Below are 23921 nucleotides of genomic sequence, written 5' to 3'. Positions count from 1 at the left end.
ACGCCAGCGTGACGCCGCGGGGGGAATCGGCTTGAACGGCGGCATGGACGCGGACCGGACCCTTGAAGAACGGCTGATCGCGACGGTGCGGAACGATCCGGACCTGATGACGGTGCTGCGCACGGCCGCGACCCTGGATCTGAACGACTGGCTGATCTTCTCCGGCAGCGTCTACCAGTGCGTCTGGAACGCGATCACGGGGCGACCGGCCGGGCACGGGATCAAGGACTTCGACCTCGGCTATTTCGATGAGGACGTCAGCTGGGACGCCGAGGATGCGGTGATCCGGCGGGTCGCCGCGGCCTTCGACGAGCCTCTGCGCAGCCGGGTGGAGGTGCGCAACCAGCGCCGCGTGTCGGAGTGGTTTCCGGCCAAGTTCGGGGAGACCTATCCGCCCGTCGCCCGCACCGCCGAGGCGTTGGATCGGTTCGTCGCGCCGGCCTTCGCGGTCGGGGTGCGGATGGAGGCGGACGGCGACATCGCCTTAGCGGCGCCGTTCGGACTTGATGATGTGTTCTCCATGACCGTCCGCCCCAATCCAAACCGACCGCTGGCCAAGGACTGGGAGCGCGTGATCGCGGGCTTGAAGGCCCGGTGGCCTGAGGTGAGAGTGATGAAATGCTGACGATCGCGGGGCTTGCCCTCGGCCTGCTGATCTGCCCCGAGCCCTCGGCGGAAATGATGGCGCTGGGCCTTCACGAGTTCGATCAGACGGAGGTCGGTTGGCGTTCCCTGGATGAGGAAGGCTGCGAAGCAATCGTCGCCGACGTCATCGCCCGCTATCGGACCCTGAACGCGCAGGCTCTGGTCGGTCAGGACATCGGCACGCTGGACTGGCATGAGGGTCAACTTCGTGCCGCCGCCAGTCAGACCGATAGGGCCATCGACATCATGACCCGGTCGCGCGAGGTCGAGGGCGATCCGGCGATCCAGCTTTACATCGACGCGACGCTCGCTTTTTTGCGCCAAGACCGCCCGGCGTTGATCGAGGCCCGCGCGCGGCTCGTCGCCTTACCCATGCCAGACGGCTACGCGCAGGCGATCGAACGGTTCAAGCGGACCTATCCAGACCTGCCGCCGCCCGTCTGGCCGCTCAATCTGGATGTGGTCGACGGTCTGATCGCCTGTTTCGACAAGCCCTATGCCGAAGCTTACGCGTGCAGGCCGGAGACCCTCTGATGCGCCAGTGGACCGTTGACGCCTTCGCCGCCGGGCCTTTTCTCGGCAACCCCGCCTGCGTGGTCGAGCCGTTCGAGCGGTGGCCCGACGACGGCTGGATGCAGGCGCTGGCGCGCGAGAACAATCAGGCGGAGACCGCCTTTCTCCGGCGCACGGACGATCCCGCCCGCTTCGACCTGCGCTGGTTCACCCCGGGACAGGAGGTCGACCTGTGCGGCCACGCCACCCTGGGCGCGGCGCATGCCCTGTGGGCCGAGATGGCGTCGGCCGCGCCCGACCTTGCGTTCGACACGCGGTCGGGACCGCTGTTCGTGCGGCGGACGGGCGACCTGTACGAGATGGATTTCCCAGCCCACGTTCCCCGCCCGTATGAAGTTCCGGCCGGGCTGGCGGAGGCGCTGGGCGCGACGCCCGTGGAGGTTCTGGCCGGCCGCTACCTGCTGGTCGTCCTGCCCGACGCGGCCGCGGTCCACGCCGTGTCCCCCGACCTGAAGGCCTTGGCGACCATCCGCGGAGAGGCTGGGGAGGTGGGGCACGTCATCGTCTGCGCCCCGGCCGAAGCGGGCGACGACGTCGACGTGGTGGATCGCTTTTTCGCCCCGGGGTGCGGCGTGGACGAGGACCCGGCCACGGGCTCGGCCCATTGCATCTTGGCGCCCTTCTGGGCGGAGCGGCTGGGTCGATCGACGGTGCGCTTCCGGCAGGTCTTCCCCACGCGAGGCGGTGAGATCGAGACCGAGGCGCGCGGCGACCGCGTATTGTTGCGTGGCCGGGCGGTCACAACGATCGAGAGCCGTCTCAGGGTCTGACGAAAGGAAAGGGCGCGGACCCTTTCGGATCCGCGCCCTCTTACCTCCGGATTGGGGTCGGAGGTCTTCGCGATCGCTTACCAGCGGCCGCGGTTGCGGTCACGGTCGCGGCGTTCCCAACGCACCTGCTGCGCCAGACGGTCGAAGCGGTAGTCCAGATCACGGACTTCCTGGCGCGACAGGCCGTTGCGCGAATACTGGCGCTCCAGACGGACGAGGGCGTTCAGCTCGGCCCGCAGGCCGGAAGCCTCGCGACGGGTCAGGGCGCCGTTGCGCAGGCCCTGGTCGATACGGCGATCCAGGTTGGCGACGCGGCGGTGGATCGGCTGCCAATTGCGGTCGTAGTCATGACCGTAGCCGTAGCCGTAGCCGTTGCCGTACCCGTAGGACGGCTGGGCGCCGACGTAGACGTCGGCCCGGATCTGGGCGGCGGCCGGGACCGCGACCGAAGCCGCGGCCAGGGCGAGGGCGGGGATCAGGAACTTCTTCATGTGCGGTCTCCTTCGAAACGCTCGACGATCCGGGAGGGATCGACGTTGACCACAGAAAAGCGCGCCGCGCCTGAGCCGGGCCTGAACGAGGGGGTTAAGGCGCGGTTCATGAACCTGACGCCTCCGCAATCCGCCCGCGCCGCTTCGCACGACGCGTCACGCGCGCGGGGAGAGCGGGCTTGGGAAACCGGTGAAATGACTCTAGACGGCCCGTTCAGACGCCGTTCAGAGCCCCGGAGTCAAAAGGCCGACATGATCCGTTCTCTGTTCCTGACCGTCGCCTCCGTCGCCGCCTTGACCGGCGCGGCACAGGCGCGCGCGCTGCCCGTCGCGGGCGACGCCGAGGCAATGCAGGAACGGCCCCGCTTCCTGTCCGTTCAGGATCCCCAGGCGGCCATCCGCAACGTCGAGCGCGGTCGACCCGGCCGCCGCGTCGGCATCCGAAGCGAAGGGCCCAACATCGTGGTCGTCTGGGAGTATCCCGGCGGCCGGATCGCCGAGATCGTGGTCGACGCCCGCAGCGGGCGCATCCTGGGAGAGCGTTGATGCGGGTTCTGCTGGTCGAGGACGACGTCGATCTGTCGCGCCAATTGAAGGGCGCCCTGTCCGACGCCGGCTATGCCGTCGATCACGCGCCGGACGGCGAGGAGGCGCACTTCCTGGGCGACACCGAGCCCTATGACGTCATCGTGCTGGACCTGGGACTGCCCAAGATCGACGGGGTCTCCGTGCTGGAACGCTGGCGGCGCGAGGGCAAGACCACGCCGGTGCTGATCCTGACGGCGCGCGGCGCCTGGTCGGACAAGGTGTCGGGCTTCGACGCCGGCGCCGACGACTATCTGACCAAACCGTTCCACACCGAGGAGCTGCTGGCGCGGCTGCGTGCCTTGCTGCGCCGCTCGGCGGGCGTGGCGACGGCGGTGCTGACCTGCGGCGCTCTGAGGTTGGATCCGCGCGCGGCGCGCGCCAGCGTGGACGGCGAGCCCCTGCGCCTGACCAGTCTCGAATACCGGCTGCTGCACTATCTGATGATGCATCAGGGCCGGGTGATCAGCCGGACCGAACTGGTCGAGCACCTCTACGACCAAGATTTCGACAGAGATTCCAACACCATCGAGGTGTTCGTCGGCCGTCTGCGCAAGAAGATCGGTTCGGATCGCATCGAGACGGTGCGCGGGTTGGGATACCGACTGACGCCCCTGCCCGGCGAGGCGGACGCCGCGTGATCGAGGCCCGGGGGGGCGGACCGAGAGACTGGGGCCGCTGGTTCGGGCGGCCCGGACGGTCGTTGACCCGACGGCTGATCTGGCTGGCCTCGGCCTGGATCGTGGCCGCCCTGGTGGCGACCGGTCTGGTTCTGACCTCCACGTTCAAGGAATCCGCCCTGCGGCGCGTCGGGGCCGACCTGTCGGACATGCTGGACCAAGTTCTTCTGGCCACCGAGGTGACCCCTCAGGGCGTCACCAGCCGCCAGCTGGGCGACCAGGCCACGCTGAACCTTTTCGGCGGCGCCTACTGGCAGGTGGCCGAGCCGATCGAGGAGGGGCGGCGGCTGAGGCTGCTGACGCGCTCCGGGTCGCTGTGGACCGAAAGTCTGGCCGTTCCTCCGGAACTGCCGGGCATGCTGGCCGAGGCTTCGGGCGAGGTGATCAGCTTCAACGCCACGGGGCCGGACGGGCGGCCCTTGCGGGTCGCGGCGACGCTGAAACGCGTCTCGGACCGTGACGTCGTCTTCATGGCGGCGGTCGATCGAACGGCCTTCGAGGCCGACGTGCGGCAGTTCTCGACGGTGACGTGGATCTCGCTGGTTCTGCTGGGCCTCGGTCTGGTGGCGGCGGTGTTCCTGCAGGTCCGGATCGGACTGCGCCCCCTGTTCGCGCTCCGGGACGAGATTTCGGACGTGCGCAAGGGGAAGGCGGCCCGGATCGCCGGCGACTATCCGCTGGAGATCGCGCCGCTGGCTCAGCAGGTGAACCGGCTGCTGGATCACAATCAGGAGGTCGTCGAGCGCCAGCGCACCCACGTCGGCAATCTGGCCCATGCGCTGAAGACCCCGCTGTCGGTCATGCTGGCCGAAGCCGAGGGACGCGGCGACCAGCTGGCCGACGTGGTGCGCCGACAAAGCGAGGCCATGCGCGGACAGGTCGAGCATCATCTGCGCCGCGCCCGCGCCGCCGCCCGCGCGCAGGGCCTGGGCGACCGCACGCCGGTGGCGGAGGTGATCGACGAGATGGCCGTGATGCTGGAGCGCGTGTTCCAGTCCAAGGGCGTCGAGATCGACTGGCGTGCGCCGGACGAACTGCACTTTCTCGGAGAGCGACAGGATCTGCAGGAGATTCTGGGCAATCTGATGGAGAACGCCTGCAAATGGTCGACCCGCCGGGTCCGCGTCTCCGCGGGAGGGACGGGACTGGGCTGGATGGTGGCTGTGATCGAGGACGACGGGCCCGGCTTGCCTGCGGACCGGCTCGAGACGGTGTTGAAACGGGGCGAGCGTCTGGACGAAACGGCGCCGGGGTCGGGTCTGGGTTTGGCGATCGTGGACGACCTGGCGCGGGCCTATGGCGGACGGCTGGTGCTCGGCGCCAGCGATCTGGGCGGGCTGAAGGCCACGCTGGACCTGCCCGCCGCCGAAGCATGACCGTTTCAAATCGTTAACCAGAATTGGTCAGTGTCCGGATGCCGGGCGCGCGTCCGGTCTCTGGAGTCACGCGATGGCGGCGCTCACGCCCGCGCATGTGGCCGCGCTGGCGGCCCTGATCGACCGGTGCCCGGACGCCGTGTTGCTGCGCCTTATGCGCTTGGTGCCGCAGATCGGCGGCGCCAAGGCGGTCGAGCTGACGCGCATGATGGAAGGCGAAGCCCGCAACCGTCGTCGTCGCGCCACGGCGTTCTCCCCCTTTCTGCCGTTGTTCCTGCCGCGGGTCGACGGGGTCGAGGGGTTGACGTTTCCCCGCCCGGTCCTGCCCCGCCTGTGGGCCGCGGCCGTCGTCGGGTCGGAGTCGCTGCTGCCGCTTCTGGATGAGGAGGATGCAGAGACCGACCAGATGGCGGATCGACTGTGCCGGGCGGCGGCGGGCACGGTTCGGGACGCGCCCGAGACGATCTGGCCGGCCGACCTGGTTCCCGAGCGACGCGAGCGCGGGCTCATGGAACTGGCGGGATGCCTGGATCTCGCGCCGCTGGCGCGGACGGGGGCAAGACAGTTGCCGGGCTGGCTGCAATCGCAGGGCGGCGACGAAACGGCGCTGCGGCTGTTGCTGAAGGACGCGGCCGCGGTCGCGCCCGACGGCGCGGCGCGGATGATCGAAATCCTGTTCGCACACCTGGCTGACGCCCCGGAGATCCTGAGGATCGTCACCCGCACCTCCAGCGCGGCCGCGCGCGAGGATTTCCTGGAGGGGTCGGAGCTGGCCGACTTCGTCGCCCGCATCGTGCGGGCGGTGCGCTTGCGGGCCGAGGCCGCCGCCGCCTTCGATCCCGCAGGCGGCATGAAGGCGGTCGAGGCGACCCTGGCCGACCTGCGCTGGTCGACCGAGGCCCTGACCCAGCTGGACATCTGTCTGGAGCGCGACGCCGAAGGCGAGTGGAGCCGCGAGATCAAGACCGCGCGCAAGGGGCTGGCGGACCGCATCGGACGCTGGATCAAGACCGCCGACAAGGCGATCCGCGCCGCCGCCCCCCGCGCCCGGACGAAACTCGGCGCCCGATCCAGCCGGCAGGCGGCCGACGTCGATGCGGTGGTCGAGGTCGCCGAGGTGGAGAACGCCCAGGCCTGGGCCGGCCTGCTGGCGGCCTTGCGCGGCCCGGCGGCCACTTTCGGCTGCGAGGGCGACCGCAAGTCGTGCGTCGAGGCGCTCGGGACCGAGCTGATCGATTGGGCCGACGAGGCGATCCATGCCGTCAACGGCGGCGATGCCGCGGACGAGGAGGCGGCTCTGGCGCGCATCGGTCAGGTCGCCGACATCCTGGCCGCGCTGGATGCCGGGGACGCCGCCCGAACGGTGCGACGCCGTCTGGCGGTGGCCGGCGCCGAGCCCCAGACGCCACGCGTCGCCTGAGGCGCGGCGTCGCGTTTCCGTCCAACCGCGCGATGGGCTAGAGCATCCGACATGATCGCCTTCTGGGGCCTGTCGGGCCTGGCGGCCGCGGGGGCCGCCCTCCTGATCCTGAGTTTCGCCCGGCGCGCCGAACTGGCGCGGGGCGACGCCGTGGCCGACGACGGCCCGGCGCGCGAGCTGGCCGAGCTGGATCGGCTCAAGGCGCGCGGGCTGATGGACGACGACGCCCACGCCCAGGCCCGGGCGGAAGCGGCGCGCCGGCTGATCGCCCGCCCGACGGACGCGGCGCCGCCGCGGGCGCGGCCGGGCGACCGGCGCTGGGTCCTGGCCGGAGCCGGGGCGGCGGTGCTGGCGGCGGCCGGGCTCTACGCCGTGATCGGCAATCCCGGGATGGAGAACCAGCCCTTCGCCGCGCGCGTCGCCGACTGGTCGGCACGCCCGGAGAGCCTGGACGCCGTGCAGATGGCGGCGGTCATGGGCGAGGAGGCGCGCAAGAATCCCGAAAACCTGGAGGTTCTGCGCCTGCTGGGCGCGGCCCGGTTCGAGGCGGGCGACGCGATCGGCGCCGCTTCGGCCTTTCGCCGCGTGCTGGACCGCGAGCCACAGGACGCGCAGAGCTGGGCCCGGCTGGGCGAAAGCCTGGTGCGCGCCGCCGAAGGGCGCATCGACGGGGACGCCGAGGCCGCCTTCCGCGAGGCCGTGCGGCTGGATCCCCAGCAGTTCGGGGCCCGCTATTTCCTCGGCGAGGCCGCGCTGGAACGCGGCGACGCGGCCGTGGTGCGCGAGATGTGGGGCCCTCTGATCGCCATGCTGCCGCCGTCCGACCCGCGCCGCGCCGACCTGATCGCCCGCCTGCCCGGAGCGCCGTCGTGAGCTGGCTGCCCAAATCGCCCAAGGCGCGACGCCGCTTGTGGGTCGTTCTGGCCGTGGGGCCGATTATGGCGCTGGCCGTCGGGCTGACGCTGTGGGCCATGAGCGACGGCGTGACCTTCTTCGTGACGCCGTCCGAAGCGACCGTCGAGGCGGCGCCGGCGGGCCGGCACGTGCGGCTGGGCGGTCTGGTCGAGGCCGGCAGCGTGGCGCGCGACGCCGACGGGGTGGTCCGGTTCCGCGTCGGCGACGGCGCGGCGACCACTCTGGTGACCTTCAAGGGCGACCTGCCCGACCTGTTCCGCGAGGGACAGGGCATCGTCGCCGAGGGGACGTTCCGGGCCGACCGCAGCTTCGAGGCGACCCAGGTGCTGGCCAAGCACGATGAGACCTACATGCCGCGCGAGGTCGCCGAGAAGCTGAAGGCCCGCGGCGAGTGGCGGCCCGAGGACGGGAGCCCCGACCTGTGACGGCCGAGTTCGGGGCGTTCTGCCTGATCCTGGCCCTGACGCTCAGCCTGGCCCAGACCGGCTTCGGCGCGGTGGGCCGCCTGCGCCGGTCCGCGCTTCTGGCCGGCGCGGCGCAGGGGGCGGCGATCGGCGCGACGCTGGGCCTGCTGCTGGGGTTCGGCGCCCTGATCCTGGCCTTCTGGACCTCGGACTTCTCGCTGGCGGTGGTCGCCGCCAACAGTCACGTCGACAAGCCGGCGCTCTACAAGGTCGCCGGCGCCTGGGGGAACCACGAGGGGTCGCTGCTGCTGTGGTGCCTGGTCATGGCCGGGTTCGGCGCGATCCTGGCGGGCGCGCGGGGTCTGAACTTCCGGCTGAAGATCTCGGCCGTGGCGGTTCAGGGCGCCCTGACGACCCTGTTCCTGGGCTTCACCGTCCTGACCTCCAATCCGTTCGAGCGTCTTGTGGAGGCGCCCGTGTCGGGTGCGGGGCTGAACCCCCTGCTGCAGGATCCGGCCCTGGCCATACATCCGCCGCTGCTCTACGGCGGCTACGTCGGCCTGTCGGTCTGCTTCTCCCTGGCCGTGGCGGCGCTGATCGAGGGCCGGACCGGATCGGGGCTGTGGCCCGCCTGGGGACGCTGGATCCGGCCGTGGGCGCTGGCGTCCTGGGCCCTGCTGACCGCCGGCATCGCGCTGGGCAGCTTCTGGGCCTACTACGAGCTGGGCTGGGGCGGCTGGTGGTTCTGGGACCCGGTCGAGAACGCCAGCTTCATGCCGTGGCTGGCGGCCGCGGCCCTGCTGCACTCCGCCGTGGTCACCGAGCGGCGCGGGGCGCTGGCGGGCTGGACCACCTTCCTGGCGATCCTGGCTTTCAGCTTCTCGATGCTGGGCGCGTTTCTGGTGCGCTCGGGCGTGCTGACCAGCGTGCACGCCTTCGCCGTGGACCCGGAGCGGGGCATGGCCCTGCTGGGGATCATGGGGCTGGCGTCGGGCGCGGCCTTCGCCCTGTTCGCCTGGCGCGCGCCGAAGCTGACGCCCGGCGGCGCCTTCGCCCCCGTCAGCCGCGAGGCGGCGCTGGTGCTGAACAACCTGTTCCTGACGGTGGCCGCCGCGACCGTGCTTCTGGGCACCCTCTATCCCCTGATCCTGGAGGCGGCGACCGGCCAGACCATCTCGGTCGGCCCACCCTATTTCGCCCTGACCTTCACGCCCCTGATGACGGCCATGGCGCTGATCCTGCCGGCCGGGCCGCTGCTGGCGTGGAAGCGCGGCGACCTGCGCGGGGTCGGTCAGCGGCTGGCGCTGGCGGCGGGCCTGTCGATCGCCGTGGGCCTCGCGGCCCTCGCATTTTGGAGCCCGCGCGAGGCGCTGACGGCGCTGGGCGCGGCGATCGCCGCCTGGCTGGTGCTGGGCGCGATCAGCGAGACGGCCGACCGCGTGCGCCTGTTCCGCGCGCCGGCGGCCGAGGTCGGGCGGCGGGCCAGGGCCTTGCCGCTGTCGGCGTGGGGCGCCACGCTGGCGCATCTGGGGCTGGGCGTCTTCATCCTGGGCGCGGCGGTCGAGACCGGCCTGAAGACCGAGACCCAGGCGATCCTGCCGGTCGGCGGAGAGATCGTGGCCGGGCCCTACATGGCCAAGGTGGAGCAGGTCGGCGTGATCGAAGGGCCGAACTTCCTGGCCGAACGCGCCACCTTCACCGTCCGCACCACCGACGGCGCCGCGGCCCGCACCCTGACGGCCGAACGCCGCTTCTTCCCCGTCGGCGGCCAGACGACGACCGAGGTCGGGCTGGATTTCCGGGGGCTGGACGACGTCTATCTGACGGTCGGCGAGCGCGCGACGACGCCGGACGGGCAGCGGGGCTGGAGCGTCCGCATGGCGCACAATCCGCTGGCGCGCCTGATCTTCCTGGGACCGGCCATCATGGCGCTGGGGGGGCTGATGTCGCTGATGGACCGTCGATTGCGAATCGCCCTGCCCGGCCGCCGGCGCAAGGCGGCCACGGCATGAGAGCGTGGGGCCTCAGAGCGCTGGCCGGACTGGCGGCCCTGTCGCTGATCGCGGCCGAGCCCGCCGCCGCGCCCGACGCGCCCCTGCCTGATCCGGCGCAGGAGGCGCGGGCCCAGGCCCTGTTCGAGGAGATCCGCTGCGTCGTCTGCCAGCACGAATCGATCGCCGATTCGCCCGCCGGCCTGGCCGCCGACGTCCGGCGCGAGGTGCGCGGCCGCATCGCCGCCGGGGCGACCGACGACCAGATCCGCGCCGGACTGGTCGATCGCTGGGGCGACTTCGTCCTGTTCAAGCCGCCGTTCGACGCCGGCACCCTGATGCTGTGGCTGGGGCCGCTGATCCTGCTTCTGGCCGGCGCGGCCTGGGCCGTGGCGCGGACCCGCAAGGGCGCGGTCGAGACGCCGCCGCTGACGCCCGCCGAAGAGAGGGCGCTGGCCAAAGCTCTCAAGGCCGACAGACTTCGCCATGATGCGGCCTCAGGCACGCCCGACGACGGTCGTTGAACGCGGCCATTCAGGTTCGGCGTTTGGGGGGCGGCGCGTCAGCCGCTATATCCCGATCTTGACGAAGCCTCGCACAGGGACGGCCGACGCCGGATGATGAAGCGCAAGGAATTCATTCTGGGGGCCGCCGCCGGCCTGCTGGTGGCCGCCGCCGCGACGGCCGGCGGCTTCATGCGCTGGGTGCCCGCGGGCGACGGCCTGCGGATCACGCCGTCTTCGGGCGTCGTGGGCCAGCCCTTCGCCCCGCCGCCGGGCGCGCCCGCCAGCTTCGCTTCCATCTTCGACCAGGTCGCCCCGGCCGTGGTCCAGATCGACGTGCGCACCCGCATCCCCGGCGGTCGCCGTTTCCAGATCCCCGGCGTGCCCTTCGACTTCCAGACGCCCGACGGCCGCCCGGTCCAGCCGGGCCAGCCCGGCCAGTCGGATGACGAGGAGGGCCGTCTGGCCGCCGGCGCGGGATCGGGCTTTTTCATTTCGCCCGACGGCTACATCGTCACCAACAACCATGTGGTCGAGAACGCCGAGGAGATCGTCGTCCGGCTGGCCGACAACCGCACCCTGAACGCCCGCCTGGTCGGCCGCGACGAGAGCACCGACCTGGCCGTCATCAAGGTGGAGGGCGAGCGCTTCGCCTACGTCAGCTTCGAAGACGCGGCCGAGCCGCGCGTGGGCGACTGGGTCATCGCCGTCGGCAACCCCTTCGGTCTGGGCGGGACCGCCACGGCTGGCATCGTCTCGGCCAAGTCGCGCGACCTGCGCGAGCAGCAGTCCAGCGCCTACGTCGACTACATCCAGATCGACGCGGCCATCAACACGGGCAATTCCGGCGGCCCGACCTTCGACACGCGCGGCCGCGTGATCGGGGTCAACACCGCCATCTATTCGCCGACGGGCGGCTCGGTCGGCATCGGCTTCGCAATCCCCGCCGACGTGGCCAAGACCATCACCGAACGCCTGATGCGCGGCGAGACGATCCAGCGCGGCTATATGGGCGTCGAGATCGGCGACCTGGAGCCCTTCCGCGAGGCGCTCGGCCTGCCCGCCAACATGCAGGGCGCCCTGGTGGCCGGCGTCACGCCCGGCGGGCCTGCCCAGCGCGGCGGCCTGCAGGCGGGGGACATCGTCCTGTCCATCGACGGCGAGCCGGTGGCCGACTCCACCGAGCTGACGCGCCGCGTCGGCGCCGCCCGCGTGGGCCAGTCGCTGAGACTTGAAGTGATGCGCGGCAACGGCCGCGTGACGGCGACCGTCCGCACCACGCGCCGCCCGCCGGAATCTGAGCTGAACGCGGACCGTGAGCCTCAGGGGGCCGGACGGGATGCTCCCGCCTCACCAGGGACTGAAGCGGCGGGCCTGCTGCTGTCGCCCATGACGGCCCAGCAACGCGCCCGCTATTCCATTCCCGCCAGCGTGAACGGCGTGGTGGTGACCGGCGTCGCGCCGGGCGGCAACGACCAGTTCTGGCCAGGTCTGGTGATCGTCAGGGTCGGGATGTCGGAAGCGCGCACCGTCGAACAGATTCAGGCCGAGGTCCGCCGCGCGCGGGCCGCCGGACGCGACTCCATCTTCCTGCTCGTCTGGACCGGGCGCGGGAACGAGGCGGTCGCTCTGGACCTGCCGCGGGAACGGTAGAACGATCACGGACGAACGAGGGCCGACGATTCGGGCCGGGCGGAGGGGCTGACGATGCGGATTCTGGTGGTCGAGGACGACGCGGAGGCGGCGACCGCGATGGTGCGGGGCCTGACCGAGGCCGGGCACGACGTCGTTCATGCGGTGGACGGCGCCTTCGGTCTGCTGGAGGCGCAGAAGGGCGGCTATGACGTCTACGTCGTGGATCGGATGATGCCGCGTCTGGACGGCATCGGCATGGTCGAGACCGTCCGCAAGGACGGCGACCAGACGCCGGTCCTGTTCCTGTCGGCGCTGGGCGAGGTCGAGGACCGGGTCACGGGCCTGAAGGCCGGGGCCGACGACTATCTGGTCAAGCCCTACGCCTTCTCCGAGCTGATCGCGCGGGTCGAGGCCCTGGCGCGTCGCCGCGAGACGGGCTCGGTCGCCACCGTCCTGAAGGTCGGCGAGCTGGAGATGAACCTGATCGCCCGCACCGTGCACCGCGCCGGTCAGGAGATCGACCTGCAGCCGCGCGAGTTCCAGCTGCTGGAGTTCCTGATGCGCCACGCCAACCAGTCGGTGACGCGCACCATGCTGCTGGAGAAGGTGTGGGAGTACCACTTCGACCCCCAGACCAACGTCATCGACGTCCACATCAGCCGCCTGCGCGCCAAGATCGACAAGGGCTTCGACAAGGCGATGCTGCAGACGGTGCGCGGGGCGGGATATCGGCTGGAGGCCTGAGGCCTCCGCATGAAGCTCCCCTCCCTCTTCCGCCGCACGCCGTTCCGGCTGACGCTGCTGTTCCTGGCGCTGTTCGCGGCGGTGGCGGCGGCGGTGCTGGCCTACGTCTACGTCGCCTCGGCGCAGGAGGCGCGGACGCGGGCGGAACGCAGCGTGCGCGGCGAGATGGAGATCCTGACCGGCATCCACCGGGAACGCGGTTTCGACGCCCTGAACCGCGCCCTGATCGACCGCACGCTGTCGAACGGCGACTATCTGTACCTGCTGATGACCGACGACGGTCAGAAGATCACGGGCAACCTGACCACCTCGCCCATCACCGACTTTCAGGGCCCGCGTCAGTGGGAGACGTTCCGCTTCACCGACGTCGATCCGGACGGGCGGGTGGTGCGGCGCCAGTCCATGGGCGTGCAGGTCCGCCTGCCCACCGGCGAGATGCTGTTCGTCGGCGAGGACATCGGCGAGATCGAGCAGTATCTGGCCCGCCTGACCCAGGCCCTGTGGGGCGCCATGGCCATGGTGGTGCTGCTGGGCGTCGGCGGGGGCCTGCTGGTCAGCCGCAACGTCGAGCGCGCCATGGGCCGGCTGAACACCGTGGTCGGCGCGGTCCAGGACGGCGACCTGAAGGCGCGGGTGGCGGTCAAGGGCACGGGCGACGAGCTGGACGAGCTGGGCCAGGGGCTGAACGCCATGCTGGACCGGATGGAGGCGTCCATGGCCTCGATCCGCCACGCCGGCGACGCCATCGCCCACGACCTGCGCAGCCCCCTGACCCGCATGCGCGCCAAGCTGGAGGTCGCCCTGATCGACGCCGAGGCGGGCAAGATCGACGGCGTCGAGGCCCTGGACATGGCGCTGAACGAGGCCGACGACCTGCTGAAGACCTTCAACGCCGTGCTGGCCATCGCCCGACTGCAGGCCGCGGCCGGCGCCGGCCGCACGCCCGATCCCAGCCGCTTCGACGCCGCCGACTTGGCCGCCGACATGGCCGAGCTCTATGAGCCCGCCAGCGAGGACAAGGGGCTGGAGTTCTCCGCCGAGATCGAGCGCGGGCTGATGGTCGACGCCAACCGGTCCTTTCTGTCCCAGGCGCTGGCGAACGTGCTGGACAACGCGGTCAAGTACACGCCGTCGGGCGGGGCGGTGGTGCTGCGGGCGCGACGGCGCAGTTCGGGCGACGTCGAGTTCTCGGTCACCGACACCGGCCCCGGTGTGCCCGAGGAAGACCGCGAGCGCGTGCTGCAGCGCTTCGTCCGGCTGGACAACAGCCGCACCGAGCCCGGCTCGGGCCTGGGCCTGTCGCTGGTCGGCGCGGTGATGGAGGCGCACGGCGGCCGCATCCAGCTGGACGAGGGGCCGGGCGAATACGGCGGCCAGGGCCCGGGCCTGCGCGTGGCCCTGATCCTGCCGGCGGCAACGGCGTGATCAGGCTTTCGCCCTGCGGTCCCATGGTCGATCCGGAGGCCGCCGACCGCGCGCGCGAACGGCTGGCCGAGACGGCGGCGGATCAGGGGTGGGCCGCCACCCTCGACGCGGCCTGGCCCGCGCTGGCGCCCGTCTTCTCCGCTTCGCCCTATCTGTTCGGCCTGGCCCGGCGCTGGCCGGACATGCTGCGCGGCGTGCTGGAGCAGGGGCCGGACGCGCGTCTGGCGCAGGTGCTCGCCACCACCGAGGCTCTGGCCGGCGGGGCGGACGAGATCAGGGCCCCGCTGCGGCGGCTGAAGGCCGAGTTGCATCTGCTGACCGCGCTGGCAGACCTCGGCGGCGCCTGGTCGCTGGATCACGTCACCGACGCCCTGACCCGCTTCGCCGACGCCTCCTGCGTCGCCGCCCTGGCCGCCGTGGCCCACGACCAGCGCGAGCGCGGCAAGCTGGTCTCGGCCCCCGACGACCCGCGTGGTCCCGTGCCCGGCCTGTTCGGCTTGGCCATGGGCAAGCACGGCGCGGGCGAGCTGAACTATTCCTCCGACGTCGACGTCAGCCTGTTCTGGGATCCCGATCGTGTCGAGGGCGCCCTCGCCAGTGGCGTGGAGCCGCAACGGTTCCTGGACCGCCTGACCCACGCCTTCGCCCAGCTGATGCAGGAGCGGACCGGCGACGGCTACGTCTTCCGCGTCGACCTGCGGCTACGGCCCGACCCCTCGTCGACGCCGCCCTGCGTCGCGGCGCCGTTCGCGCTCAGCTATTATGAGAGCGTCGGCCAGAACTGGGAACGGGCGGCCTTCATCAAGGCGCGACCAGTGGTCGGCGATCTGCAGGCGGGGCAAGACTTCCTGAAGGCGCTGACGCCCTTCGTCTGGCGCCGCAGCCTGGACTATCAGGCCATCCTCGACGTCCACTCGATCAAGCGCCAGATCCACGTCCACAAGACCGGCGAGGGGCTGGAGGCGGCGGGCGCGAACCTGAAGCTGGGCCGCGGCGGCATCCGCGAGATCGAGTTCTTCGCCCAGACCCAGCAGCTGATCCTGGGCGGCCGCGACGCCCGCCTGCGCAGCCCCCGCACGCTCGACGCGCTGCAGGCGCTGACCGCCGCCGGCCACGTGACGGAGGAGGTCCGGCTGGAGCTGTCGCAGGCCTACGTCGAGCTGCGCGGTCTGGAGCACCGCGCCCAGATGCTGGAGGACGAGCAGACCCATCGCCTGCCGGTCGAGCCCGAGCGCCGTCGCGCGGTCGCGGCCCTTGCGGGCGAGGGAGACCTGGCCCTGTTCGACGCGGGGGTGGAAGGCCTGCTGGCCGGCGTCAACGCCCGCTATGGCCAACTGTTCGAGGGCGAGGAGGATCTGTCGTCGCCCTACGGCAGCCTGGTGTTCACCGGGGTGGAGAACGACCCCGGCACGCTGGAGACGCTGGGCCGCATGGGGTTCTCGGAGCCCGCGACCGTGGCCGACGCCATCCGCTCCTGGCACCACGGCCGGATTCCGGCGACCCGGACCGCACGGGGACGCGAGCTGTTCACCCGGCTGGCCCCGCGACTGCTGACCGCCATGGCCGAGACGGGCGCGCCCGACGCCGCCTTCCGCCGCTTCGGGACCTTCTTCGCCGGGCTGACCGCCGGGGTGCAGGTCCAGGCCCTGTTCCTGAACCAGCCGGCCCTGTTCCAGACCATCGTCGGAGTCATGGCTCATGCGCCCCGTCTGGCGCGCACCCTGGGCCGTCGCCCGGCCATTCTGGACAGCGTGCTGGACGCCCGGCTGTATCTGGATCTGGATGAGGACTCCGGCGTCGTGGGTCAGATGCTGGCCGACGCCCGCGCGACCGACTTCGAGGGCGCCATGAACGTGACCCGGCGCGTGCATCGCGAACAAGCGTTCCGCATCGGGCTGCAGGTGCTGACGGGCCGCGCGGGCGCCGACGCGGCGGGGCGCGGCTACACCGCCCTGGCCGACGGCATCCTGGAGGCGCTGTCGGAGGCCGCGCTGCGTGAGGTGACGCGTCAGGCGGGCACGATGGACGGGGCCGTGGCCGTGGTCGCGCTGGGCAAGGCCGGGTCGCGCGAGATGACGGCCGGGTCGGACCTGGACCTGATGACGCTGTATCGCGCCGCGCCGGACGCGGCGTCGTCGGTCAAGGGCTGCTCGGCCGACGTCTTCTACGTCCGCTTCACCCAGCGGCTGATCGCGGCCCTGTCTGCGCACACGGCCGAGGGCGAGCTGTACGAGGTCGACATGCGCCTGCGGCCCACCGGGTCGAAGGGGCCGGTGGCGCTCAGCCTGTCGGCGTTCGAGGCGCACCACCGGGATCAGGCCGACACCTGGGAGCGGATGGCCCTGACGCGGGCGCGGCGGGTCTGGGCCAGCGATCCCGACTTCGGCCGCGCAGTGGAGGCGACCATAGAGGCCGTGCTGCGTGCGCCCCGGCCCGAGGTCGATCTGGCCGGCGACGTCCGCGCCATGCGCGACCTGATGGACCGCGAGCGGGCGCCGTCCGGCTTCTGGGACCTCAAACTGACCCCCGGCGGACAGGTGGACGCGGAGTTCATCGCCCAGTTCCGCCAGCTGGAAGCCGCGCGCGACGGCGGACCCCTGACGGTCTCGACCGTCGCCGCGCTCGCGGACGATCCCGTGCCGGCGCGGTCGTGGGCCCTGCATCAGGCGGTGGGCCAGGTGCTGGCCTGCGCCTTCGACGACCGGCCCGATCCCGAAGGCGAGCCGCAGGGGCTGCGCGACCTGATGGCCCGGACCGCCGGCGTCGCCGACTTCGAGACCCTGAAGGCCGAGATGTCGGCCCTGCGCGCCGCCACGCGGGCGGAACTGGAACGCCTTCTGCCGCGCCGCGACGGAGAGTCCGCCCGGGCGCGTTGAAGCCTTCGACAGGGAAGACCGGGCCACGGGAAAAGGGCCCCATCGGAGACATCGAAGACATGAAGCGCACCCTCATCGTCGGCGGCCTGACCGCCCTGACGCTCGTCGCCGGCGGCGCCGCCCTGGCGCAGCAAGCCCCGCAGGACCCGCCCCGCGCCGCCCGCGGCGACAAGGACGGCGACGGCCGGATCTCCAAGGCGGAGTTCGTCGACGGCCGCGTCGGCCGCCTGTCCGCGCTGGACGCCGACCGCGACGGCACCGTCACGCCGGAAGAGATGCAGGAGGGCCGCGAGGCGCGCCGGACCCAAGGCGCCGACCGGGCCTTCGCCCGCATGGACGCCGACAGCGACGGCGCGATCACGCGCGCCGAGTTCGACGCCTCGCGCGCAGAGCGGGGCGAGCGCCGGGCCGAACGCGGTGAGCGTCGCGGCGGTCGCGGCATGCACCGCGGCGGCCGTCGTGGTCCGGGCATGGAGCGCGGGCCGGTGGTGATCGCCGAGGCCCAGTCACGCGCCGAGCAGGGCTTCGCCCGTCTGGACGCTGACGGAGACGGCTACGTCACCTCCGAAGAGCGCCAGGCCCAGCGCGCCGAGCGCCGCGAACGCCGGTCGCGCCCGGCGCCCGCTTCGGAGTAAGCTTGATGCCGGGATCGACGATCGCGATCGGCGGCCCTTTCCTCAAGCGCGAGGCGGAGCGGCCGCGAGACGTGATCGTCGATCCCGATCAGGACCTGATCCGGCGCGTGGGCCGTGGCGACCCCGCCGCGGTCCAGGCGCTGGTCTCGCGCAAGCTGCCGCGTGTGCTGGCGCTGGCGCAGCGCATGCTGAACGACCCGGCGGAGGCCGAGGACGTGGCGCAGGAGGCGATGCTGCGCGCCTGGAAACAGGCCCCGCGCTGGACGCCCGGCAAGGCCCGGTTCGACACCTGGCTGCACCGGGTGGCGCTGAACCTGTGCTATGACCGGCTGAGACGGCGGCGCGAGCGGCCGACGGAGGCGCCGCCGGAGCAGATTTACGACGGTCCCGCGCCGGACCGGGGCCTGCTGGCCCTGGACGTCGGCCGGCGGGTGGACGCGGCCCTGGCCGCCCTGCCCGACCGCCAGCGCGAGGCGGTGGTCCTGTGCCACCATCAGGGGCTGACCAACATCGAGGCCGCGTCCGCGATGGAGATCAGCGTCGAGGCTCTGGAGAGCCTGTTGTCGCGCGGACGCCGCGCCTTGAGGACCGCCCTGGCCGATCTCCGGCCCGGGGCGGAAGGAGCATGACGATGAAGCGCGAGCGCTTCGAGGATCTGGCCGGGATGCACGGCGGCGACCTGCGCCGCTGGCCCGAGGGCGAACGGACGGCCGCCGAACGGCTGCTGGCCGAAACGCCCGCCCTGCGCTCCGTGCTGGACGAGGCGGCGTCACTGGACGCCATGCTGGACGCCTCGCCGACGCCGTGGCCTTCGCAGGCCCTGCGCGACCGGGTGATCGCGGCCGCGCCCAAGCCCGCGCGCGTGCCGGCTCTGGCCGGCGTCGCGGGATGGATCGGCGTGCTGTCGCCGGCGGGATGGAGCCGCTCGGGCGTGGCTTTCGGCGCCGGCTGGGCCGCCGCCGCCTGCGCCGGCGTGGTCGCGGGGTTGATGCTGACCCAGGTGCTGACCGCCGATCTTCAGGCCGACGCGGTGCTGTATCAGGCGTCGCTCAGCACAGTGGACGATGTGGATCTGCTGGGATGAGCGCGCGCGGATTGAAGATCGCCCTGGTGGCGCTGGTGCTGGTCAACGTCTTCGCCCTGGCGGCGCTGGGGACCACGCTCGTGCAGCTCAACCGGGTCGAGACCCGGCTGGAGGCCGAGGTGGAGGCCCGCCCGAACGGCGAGCGCCGCTCACCCCGCCGCATGATGCGTGACCTCGACCCCGAGGTGCGGGATCTCGTCGGCGAGGCCCTGCGCGCCTCGGCCCTGGCGGCGCGACCGGACTTCGAGGAGGCGCGGCGACTGCGCCGCGAAGCCGTGGAGGCCGTGGCCGCCGAGCGGTTCGACGCCGCAGCCGTGGCGGACCTTCTGGAGCGGTCGCGCGCGGCCGAGCTGCGCGGTCGCAAGCGGCTCGAGGACGATTCCCTGGCTCTGATGGCCACGCTGGAACCGGCGGATCGGGCGCGTCTGGCGCCGATGCTGGCGCGGTCCGGTCGCGGTCGCGGCGGTCGCGACAGAGGCCCGCCGGACGCGCCGCAGGCCGACTGAACCCGATCAGGCGGCGCGGGCCTGAGCCTGCGCGTCGGCGTTCGCCGACTGCCGTTGCGTCGGCATGACGAACGACACGGTCGTGCCGCGCCCGGGCTCGCTCTCCAGCGCCAGTCGGCCGCCGTGCATCTCGATCAGCGACTTGGTCAGCGCCAGGCCCAGGCCGGTGCCCTGGGTGGTCTTGGAGTGCTGTCCTTCGACCTGTTCGAATGGTCGGGCCAGGCGGTCGATGTCTTCCGGCGCGATGCCGATGCCGGTGTCGGTGACGGCGACCCGCACCTGGCCGTGCCCCGGCTGCGACAGGGCCACGACGATGGACCCGCCCTCGGGCGTGAACTTCACCGCGTTTGAGACGAGGTTCAGCAGGACTTGCTTGAGCCCGCGATGATCCGCCTCCACGTCCGGCAGGTCCGGGGCGTCCAGCGTGGCGGTCAGGCCGGCCTCCTGGATCTTGCCGCGCATCAGCCGCAGGGCGTCGTCGCAGATCTCCTTCAGCGACACCGTCTCATAATGCAGCGTCAGCTTGCCGGCCTCGATCTTGGCCATGTCCAGGATGTCGTTGATCAGGCTCAGCAGATGCTGGCCCGACTTCAGGATGTCGGCGGCGTAGCCTTTGTAGCGCGCGTCGCCCAGAGGGCCGAACATCTCGGCCGACATGATCTCCGAGAAGCCGTTGATGGCGTTCAGCGGCGTGCGCAACTCATGGGACATGTTGGCCAGGAACTCGGACTTGGCCTGGTTGGCGGCCTCGGCCCGGGTCATGGCGACCTCGTACTTGCGCGCCAGAAGGGCCAGCTTCTCCTGGCTGGCCTCAAGCTGGTTCACCATGACGCGCAGGCGCTCCGTGGATTTCCGGCGCTCCTCCTCCTGGCGCTTGATGGCGGTGACGTCGGCGGCCGTGACCACCGTGCCGCCGTCGCCGGTGAAGCGTTCCGACACCTGCAGCCAGCGACCGTCGTGCAGCTCCAGCTCGCGCGCGCCGGCGCGGCCGCCCGGCGCCGGCTGGTCGGATTTCACGGCCAGCGCCGCGATGCGGTTCAGATCGTCCTTGCGCGCGCCGCGCTTCACCGCGCCGGGCTCGAAGCCGAAGGCGTCCTCGAACGCCTCGTTCCACAGGATCAGCCGGCCGTGGCGGTCGAACAGGACGAAGGCGTCCGTCACGCTCTCGATTCCGTCGCGCAGGCGGCCCTCGGCGGCCTGGGCCTTGGCCTTGGCGCGCCGCTCCTCGGTGATGTCCAGCGCCATGCCGGTGATCAGGGTGAAGCCGACGTCGTCGCGTCGTCCCTGAGCCTGACCGCGCGCGTCGATCCAGCGGGGGCGGCCGTGCGGATCGGGCACAGGAAAGGTGGCCTCGAAGGCCCCGAACGCCTGGGCCTGGCGCAGGGCGTGGGTCAACTCCTCCCGGTACTCGGGGTGGATGCGCGCGAGCACGGTCTCGGCCGGATGCACTCCGCCCGGCAAGCCGATCAGGGCGCCCATGTAGTCCGACAGATCGACCTGATCGGTGCGCAGATCCCATTCCCAGATGCCGCAGCGCGCGCCTTCGACCGCGATGCGGAACCGGTGCTCGGTCTCCGCCCATTCCCTACGGATGGCGTCCTGCCGGGCGTTCAGCACCAGCAGCAGGCAGATCATCATGATCCCCACCGCGGCCGGGATCATCAGGATCCAGCCGTCCGTGGTCAGGGCGCGGGGGTCGAGCGCCGCCCCTTGCGAGCGAACCGTCCAAAGGGCGTAAAGGCCCAGCGCCAGGGCGGACACAAGACCGAGAATGCGCGCCCACGTCGGCGGGCCGCGACGACGGTCGGTCGCGCGTCGCCCCTGCCCGGTGATGCGGCGCTCCTGGCCCCGCACGTGCGCGCCTCCCGACCGATGTGATCCGATCCGGCGAATCTAGGCTGCGTCGCGGATTCCTGTCGAGGGCGTTAAGCCGCCCGCGCGGCCGTCTCCGGCGGCGCGAGGACCTCGTCGACGCCGCGCAGCAGGTCGCGCGCCTGCCGCGCAAGACCCTGCATGACCGGCGGGGCGTCCTCGGGGGTTTCGGAGACCGCCTCCAGCAGGGTGCGGGCCAGCGTTTCGAGGCCCGGCGCGGCGGCGATCAGACGGGCCTGACGCTCGATGCGTTCGGGGTCGCGGTCGTATTCGGCGCCCGGCACGCGCCAGCCGCCCCAGTCGGTCGGGTCGGTGACGACCACCGGATAGGTGCCGGGGAAAGGATGGTGCGGACAGTCCTCGGCCGTCTGCCACTTGTTACGGGCCCGCAGCAGGCGCCAGTGCTCGCCGCCGTGGCCGGCCTGGTCCTCGACCGGCAGCAGCAGTTCGTGGGCCAGGAACTCGCGGCCCAGACCGACGTCGTAGGTGACGCGCACGGGCTCCTCGAAGCCCTTGGCCCAGACGGGCTGGACCTTCTCGATCTGGGCCCAGGCGCCGACGCACTCGACCCAGACCCGCTGGCCTTTCTGGAATTGCGCGCGCGCCATCGACCGCTCCGGGAGATCAGGAGCTCGGATCATGACGCGCGCGGATGAACGGGCCGTGTGCCCGCAGGGTGACCGGGGGGTTAACGCGAGATCTCTTCCAGCGCCTCGCCGGCATAGCGTTCCTTCACGCGGGTGGACAGGTCGCCGAGCGAGACGACGCCGACCAGGCGCTCGTCCTTGTCCAACACCGGAAGGCGGCGGATCTGGGAGCCGCCCATGGCGTCCAGCACGGTCTTCAGGTCGTCCGCCTCATGCGCGGACTTCACGTCGCGGCTCATGCAGCCGTCGATCGTGGCGTCGGGGCCCGAGCCCTCGGCCAGGCCGCGCACGACGATGTCGCGGTCGGTGACCGTCCCCAGCAGGCGGTCGCCGTCGGCCACGGGCATGAATCCGAAGTCGCCGGCCTTCATCCGGGCCGCCACCTCACGCAGGCTGTCGGTCGGGCGGGCCACCTGGACGTCCCGGCTCATCACGTCGCGCACCTTCATGGTCTGTGTCCTCTCCAGCAGGTTGGGGTCTGAGGCGGAAACCCCAGGAGCCGCGCGGGGTTCCGCCGGGCCTCTTGCCCCGCTATGCGGGCGGCGAACGGAGAGCGGACGATGACGGCGATCGACGAGGCGTGGGGCATACTGAACGAACTGGGCGTGGCTCCCGCCCGCACCGACGCCGGCTGGGCCACTCGCTCGCCCGTCGACGGATCGACGGGACCGTCGCTGGCGGAGACCGGCGACCTGGACGGCGTCGTCGCCCGCTCGGTCGAGGCGTTCCGCGCCTGGCGTCGCGTGCCGGCGCCGCGGCGGGGCGAGCTGGTGCGGCTGTTCGGCGAGGAACTGCGCGCGGCCAAGGCCGAGCTGGCGCGGCTGGTGACGCTGGAGGCCGGCAAGATCACCTCCGAAGGCCTGGGCGAGGTGCAGGAGATGATCGACGTCTGCGATTTCGCCGTCGGCCTGTCGCGCCAGTTGTACGGCCTGACCCTGCCCAGCGAGCGGCCCGGCCACCACATGCGCGAGACCTGGCAGCCGCTGGGGCCGGTGCTGGTCATCTCGGCCTTCAACTTCCCGGTGGCGGTGTGGGCCTGGAACGCGGCGCTGGCGCTGGTCTGCGGCGACCCGGTGATTTGGAAGCCGTCGGAGAAGACGCCGCTGACGGCCCTGGCGACGCAGGCGGTGTTCGAGCGGGCGCTGGCCCGGTTCGGCGCCGATGCGCCCGAGGGCCTGTCGCAGGTGGTGATCGGCGGGCGCGAAGCGGGCGAGGCGCTGGCCGCGGACCGGCGCATCCCGCTGGTGTCGGCGACTGGATCGACCCGCATGGGCCGGGCGGTGGCGCAAGTCGTGGCGGCCCGTCTGGGGCGCAGCCTGCTGGAGCTGGGCGGCAACAACGCCATGATCGTGACGCCCTCGGCCGACCTGGACATGGCGGTTCGCGCCGTCGCCTTCTCGGCCGTCGGCACCTGCGGCCAGAGATGCACGACCCTGCGCCGCCTGCTGGTGCACGAGGACGTGGCCGAGGCCCTGATCGGGCGGCTGAAGGCGGCCTATCGCACCCTGCCCGTCGGCGACCCGCGCGCGGACGGCACGCTGGTCGGCCCCCTGATCGACGCCGACGCGGCCGAGGCCTTCGACCGGGCGCTGGCGCAGGCGGTGGAGCAGGGCGGCGAGGTGATCGTCGGCGGCGAGCGCGTCGCGCGCGACGGCGCCCCCCAAGGCGCTTACGTCCGCCCCGCCATCGTGCGCATGCCGGCGCAGACGGCGGTGGTCGCGCACGAGACCTTCGCGCCGATCCTGTACGTCCTGACGTGGCGCGACTTCGACGAGGCGGTGGAGATGCAGAACGCCGTGCCCCAGGGCCTCAGCAGCTGCGTGTTCACCGACAGCGTGCGCGAGGCCGAAGCCTTCCTGTCGGCCTGGGGCAGCGACTGCGGCATCTCCAACGTCAACATCGGCCCCTCGGGCGCCGAGATCGGCGGGGCCTTCGGCGGGGAGAAGGACACCGGCGGCGGGCGCGAGAGCGGCTCGGACGCCTGGAAGGCCTACATGCGCCGCCAGACCCAGACGGTGAACTTCAGCCGCGCCCTGCCGCTGGCGCAGGGGGTGCGGTTCGAGGTGTGACTGATGGAAATGAGAGTCCGACAAAAAAAGACTCTCATTTCCATCACCAGGGAACGATCCCAGGCGCATATCCTG

General features: G+C 71.9%; 24 protein-coding genes. 20 read left to right on the top strand and 4 right to left on the bottom strand.

The features are described from left to right. Positions 1-43 precede the first annotated feature (43 nt). Genes VGN45_RS10375 through VGN45_RS10365 form a run of 3 tightly spaced genes read left to right on the top strand, consistent with a single transcriptional unit; the run spans position 44 to position 1988 of the window. Positions 44-625 (top strand): nucleotidyltransferase family protein, encoded by a 582-nt coding sequence (locus VGN45_RS10375; RefSeq protein WP_327462099.1) that lies wholly within the window; start codon positions 44-46, stop codon positions 623-625. Further along, positions 619-1179, top strand: a complete 561-nt coding sequence (locus tag VGN45_RS10370; RefSeq protein ID WP_327462097.1) for a hypothetical protein — start codon at positions 619-621, stop codon at positions 1177-1179. The genes VGN45_RS10375 and VGN45_RS10370 overlap by 7 nt, the downstream gene beginning before the upstream one ends. Further along, positions 1179-1988 carry a PhzF family phenazine biosynthesis protein gene (locus tag VGN45_RS10365; RefSeq protein WP_327462095.1) on the top strand — a complete coding sequence of 270 codons (810 nt, stop codon included), beginning with the start codon at positions 1179-1181 and terminating at the stop codon, positions 1986-1988. The genes VGN45_RS10370 and VGN45_RS10365 overlap by 1 nt, the downstream gene beginning before the upstream one ends. A 77-nt stretch (positions 1989-2065) precedes the next feature. Here the strand turns inward: VGN45_RS10365 and VGN45_RS10360 are convergent, their stop codons facing one another. After that, on the bottom strand, positions 2066-2479 hold the full coding sequence (locus VGN45_RS10360; protein ID WP_327462093.1) for a hypothetical protein: 414 nt from the start codon (positions 2477-2479) through the stop codon (positions 2066-2068). A 252-nt stretch (positions 2480-2731) separates the two neighbouring features. Between VGN45_RS10360 and VGN45_RS10355 the strand changes: the two genes are divergently transcribed. The 16 genes from VGN45_RS10355 to VGN45_RS10280 all read left to right on the top strand — a co-directional run bounded on the left by VGN45_RS10355 (position 2732) and on the right by VGN45_RS10280 (position 19258). Next, complete coding sequence (locus tag VGN45_RS10355) at positions 2732-3025, top strand: PepSY domain-containing protein (RefSeq protein ID WP_327462091.1); 294 nt, start codon at positions 2732-2734, stop codon at positions 3023-3025. Then, positions 3025-3705: a response regulator transcription factor gene (locus VGN45_RS10350; protein WP_327462089.1), complete on the top strand. Its 681-nt coding sequence runs from the start codon at positions 3025-3027 to the stop codon at positions 3703-3705. Before VGN45_RS10355 ends, VGN45_RS10350 begins: the two co-directional genes overlap by 1 nt. After that, on the top strand, positions 3702-5120 hold the full coding sequence (locus VGN45_RS10345) for a sensor histidine kinase (RefSeq protein ID WP_414643428.1): 1419 nt from the start codon (positions 3702-3704) through the stop codon (positions 5118-5120). The genes VGN45_RS10350 and VGN45_RS10345 overlap by 4 nt, the downstream gene beginning before the upstream one ends. Before the next feature lie 73 nt (positions 5121-5193). Then, the gene (locus tag VGN45_RS10340) at positions 5194-6540 is read left to right on the top strand and encodes a hypothetical protein (protein WP_327462087.1); all 1347 of its coding nucleotides are present in this window, start codon (positions 5194-5196) and stop codon (positions 6538-6540) included. Between the two features lie 51 nt (positions 6541-6591). Continuing rightward, entirely contained in the window at positions 6592-7413 is an 822-nt protein-coding gene (gene ccmI, locus VGN45_RS10335) for a c-type cytochrome biogenesis protein CcmI (protein ID WP_327462084.1), read from the top strand. Next, entirely contained in the window at positions 7410-7880 is a 471-nt protein-coding gene (gene ccmE, locus VGN45_RS10330) for a cytochrome c maturation protein CcmE (RefSeq protein ID WP_327462082.1), read from the top strand. The genes ccmI and ccmE overlap by 4 nt, the downstream gene beginning before the upstream one ends. After that, a complete protein-coding gene (locus VGN45_RS10325) occupies positions 7877-9871 on the top strand; it encodes a heme lyase CcmF/NrfE family subunit (protein ID WP_327462080.1) in 1995 nt (664 codons plus the stop codon). Before ccmE ends, VGN45_RS10325 begins: the two co-directional genes overlap by 4 nt. Beyond that, positions 9868-10374: a cytochrome c-type biogenesis protein gene (locus VGN45_RS10320; RefSeq protein ID WP_327462078.1), complete on the top strand. Its 507-nt coding sequence runs from the start codon at positions 9868-9870 to the stop codon at positions 10372-10374. The genes VGN45_RS10325 and VGN45_RS10320 overlap by 4 nt, the downstream gene beginning before the upstream one ends. Before the next feature lie 96 nt (positions 10375-10470). Then, positions 10471-12006 (top strand): trypsin-like peptidase domain-containing protein, encoded by a 1536-nt coding sequence (locus VGN45_RS10315; protein WP_327462076.1) that lies wholly within the window; start codon positions 10471-10473, stop codon positions 12004-12006. Between the two features lie 54 nt (positions 12007-12060). Further along, positions 12061-12732, top strand: coding sequence for a response regulator transcription factor (locus VGN45_RS10310; RefSeq protein WP_327462074.1), 672 nt, complete (start codon positions 12061-12063; stop codon positions 12730-12732). 9 nt (positions 12733-12741) lie between these two features. Next, positions 12742-14157 (top strand): HAMP domain-containing sensor histidine kinase, encoded by a 1416-nt coding sequence (locus VGN45_RS10305; RefSeq protein WP_327462072.1) that lies wholly within the window; start codon positions 12742-12744, stop codon positions 14155-14157. Positions 14158-14180: 23 nt separating this feature from the next. Beyond that, the gene (locus VGN45_RS10300; protein ID WP_327462240.1) at positions 14181-17033 is read left to right on the top strand and encodes a bifunctional [glutamine synthetase] adenylyltransferase/[glutamine synthetase]-adenylyl-L-tyrosine phosphorylase; all 2853 of its coding nucleotides are present in this window, start codon (positions 14181-14183) and stop codon (positions 17031-17033) included. A gap of 59 nt (positions 17034-17092) precedes the next feature. Further along, positions 17093-17668 (top strand): EF-hand domain-containing protein, encoded by a 576-nt coding sequence (locus VGN45_RS10295; RefSeq protein ID WP_327462069.1) that lies wholly within the window; start codon positions 17093-17095, stop codon positions 17666-17668. A gap of 5 nt (positions 17669-17673) precedes the next feature. Further along, positions 17674-18297 (top strand): RNA polymerase sigma factor, encoded by a 624-nt coding sequence (locus VGN45_RS10290; RefSeq protein ID WP_327462067.1) that lies wholly within the window; start codon positions 17674-17676, stop codon positions 18295-18297. Between the two features lie 2 nt (positions 18298-18299). Beyond that, entirely contained in the window at positions 18300-18752 is a 453-nt protein-coding gene (locus VGN45_RS10285; RefSeq protein ID WP_327462065.1) for a hypothetical protein, read from the top strand. After that, positions 18749-19258, top strand: coding sequence for a periplasmic heavy metal sensor (locus tag VGN45_RS10280; protein ID WP_327462063.1), 510 nt, complete (start codon positions 18749-18751; stop codon positions 19256-19258). Before VGN45_RS10285 ends, VGN45_RS10280 begins: the two co-directional genes overlap by 4 nt. Before the next feature lie 6 nt (positions 19259-19264). On the opposite strand, the gene VGN45_RS10275 is transcribed toward VGN45_RS10280, so the two are convergent. From VGN45_RS10275 to VGN45_RS10265, 3 genes are all read right to left on the bottom strand, one after another. Beyond that, entirely contained in the window at positions 19265-21112 is a 1848-nt protein-coding gene (locus VGN45_RS10275) for a sensor histidine kinase (protein WP_327462061.1), read from the bottom strand. Positions 21113-21183: 71 nt separating this feature from the next. After that, positions 21184-21738 (bottom strand): hypothetical protein, encoded by a 555-nt coding sequence (locus VGN45_RS10270; protein WP_327462059.1) that lies wholly within the window; start codon positions 21736-21738, stop codon positions 21184-21186. An 80-nt stretch (positions 21739-21818) separates the two neighbouring features. Next, positions 21819-22226, bottom strand: a complete 408-nt coding sequence (locus VGN45_RS10265) for a CBS domain-containing protein (RefSeq protein WP_327462057.1) — start codon at positions 22224-22226, stop codon at positions 21819-21821. 111 nt (positions 22227-22337) lie between these two features. Here VGN45_RS10265 and VGN45_RS10260 point away from each other — a divergent pair, with 111 nt between their 5' ends. Further along, positions 22338-23846, top strand: a complete 1509-nt coding sequence (locus VGN45_RS10260) for an aldehyde dehydrogenase family protein (RefSeq protein ID WP_327462055.1) — start codon at positions 22338-22340, stop codon at positions 23844-23846. The last annotated feature ends 75 nt before the right edge of the window (positions 23847-23921 follow it).

The sequence above is a fragment of the Brevundimonas sp. genome, from assembly GCF_035999125.1.
Classification (GTDB): Bacteria; Pseudomonadota; Alphaproteobacteria; order Caulobacterales; family Caulobacteraceae; genus Brevundimonas.
This window is presented reverse-complemented; position numbering and strand designations above follow the sequence as displayed.

Bases quoted from the DNA above. Each gene is read 5' to 3' on its own strand.
- VGN45_RS10320 (WP_327462078.1), top strand. From the start codon at position 9,868: ATGAGAGCGTGGGGCCTCAGAGCGCTGGCCGGACTGGCGGCCCTGTCG.
- VGN45_RS10290 (WP_327462067.1), top strand. From the start codon at position 17,674: ATGCCGGGATCGACGATCGCGATCGGCGGCCCTTTCCTCAAGCGCGAG.
- VGN45_RS10310 (WP_327462074.1), top strand. From the start codon at position 12,061: ATGCGGATTCTGGTGGTCGAGGACGACGCGGAGGCGGCGACCGCGATG.
- VGN45_RS10270 (WP_327462059.1), bottom strand. From the start codon at position 21,738: ATGGCGCGCGCGCAATTCCAGAAAGGCCAGCGGGTCTGGGTCGAGTGC.
- VGN45_RS10300 (WP_327462240.1), top strand. From the start codon at position 14,181: ATGGTCGATCCGGAGGCCGCCGACCGCGCGCGCGAACGGCTGGCCGAG.
- VGN45_RS10365 (WP_327462095.1), top strand. From the start codon at position 1,179: ATGCGCCAGTGGACCGTTGACGCCTTCGCCGCCGGGCCTTTTCTCGGC.
- VGN45_RS10350 (WP_327462089.1), top strand. From the start codon at position 3,025: ATGCGGGTTCTGCTGGTCGAGGACGACGTCGATCTGTCGCGCCAATTG.
- VGN45_RS10375 (WP_327462099.1), top strand. From the start codon at position 44: ATGGACGCGGACCGGACCCTTGAAGAACGGCTGATCGCGACGGTGCGG.
- VGN45_RS10285 (WP_327462065.1), top strand. From the start codon at position 18,300: ATGAAGCGCGAGCGCTTCGAGGATCTGGCCGGGATGCACGGCGGCGAC.
- VGN45_RS10295 (WP_327462069.1), top strand. From the start codon at position 17,093: ATGAAGCGCACCCTCATCGTCGGCGGCCTGACCGCCCTGACGCTCGTC.
- VGN45_RS10315 (WP_327462076.1), top strand. From the start codon at position 10,471: ATGAAGCGCAAGGAATTCATTCTGGGGGCCGCCGCCGGCCTGCTGGTG.
- ccmI (WP_327462084.1), top strand. From the start codon at position 6,592: ATGATCGCCTTCTGGGGCCTGTCGGGCCTGGCGGCCGCGGGGGCCGCC.
- VGN45_RS10265 (WP_327462057.1), bottom strand. From the start codon at position 22,226: ATGAAGGTGCGCGACGTGATGAGCCGGGACGTCCAGGTGGCCCGCCCG.
- VGN45_RS10280 (WP_327462063.1), top strand. From the start codon at position 18,749: ATGAGCGCGCGCGGATTGAAGATCGCCCTGGTGGCGCTGGTGCTGGTC.
- VGN45_RS10355 (WP_327462091.1), top strand. From the start codon at position 2,732: ATGATCCGTTCTCTGTTCCTGACCGTCGCCTCCGTCGCCGCCTTGACC.
- VGN45_RS10370 (WP_327462097.1), top strand. From the start codon at position 619: ATGCTGACGATCGCGGGGCTTGCCCTCGGCCTGCTGATCTGCCCCGAG.
- VGN45_RS10360 (WP_327462093.1), bottom strand. From the start codon at position 2,479: ATGAAGAAGTTCCTGATCCCCGCCCTCGCCCTGGCCGCGGCTTCGGTC.
- VGN45_RS10340 (WP_327462087.1), top strand. From the start codon at position 5,194: ATGGCGGCGCTCACGCCCGCGCATGTGGCCGCGCTGGCGGCCCTGATC.
- VGN45_RS10260 (WP_327462055.1), top strand. From the start codon at position 22,338: ATGACGGCGATCGACGAGGCGTGGGGCATACTGAACGAACTGGGCGTG.
- VGN45_RS10305 (WP_327462072.1), top strand. From the start codon at position 12,742: ATGAAGCTCCCCTCCCTCTTCCGCCGCACGCCGTTCCGGCTGACGCTG.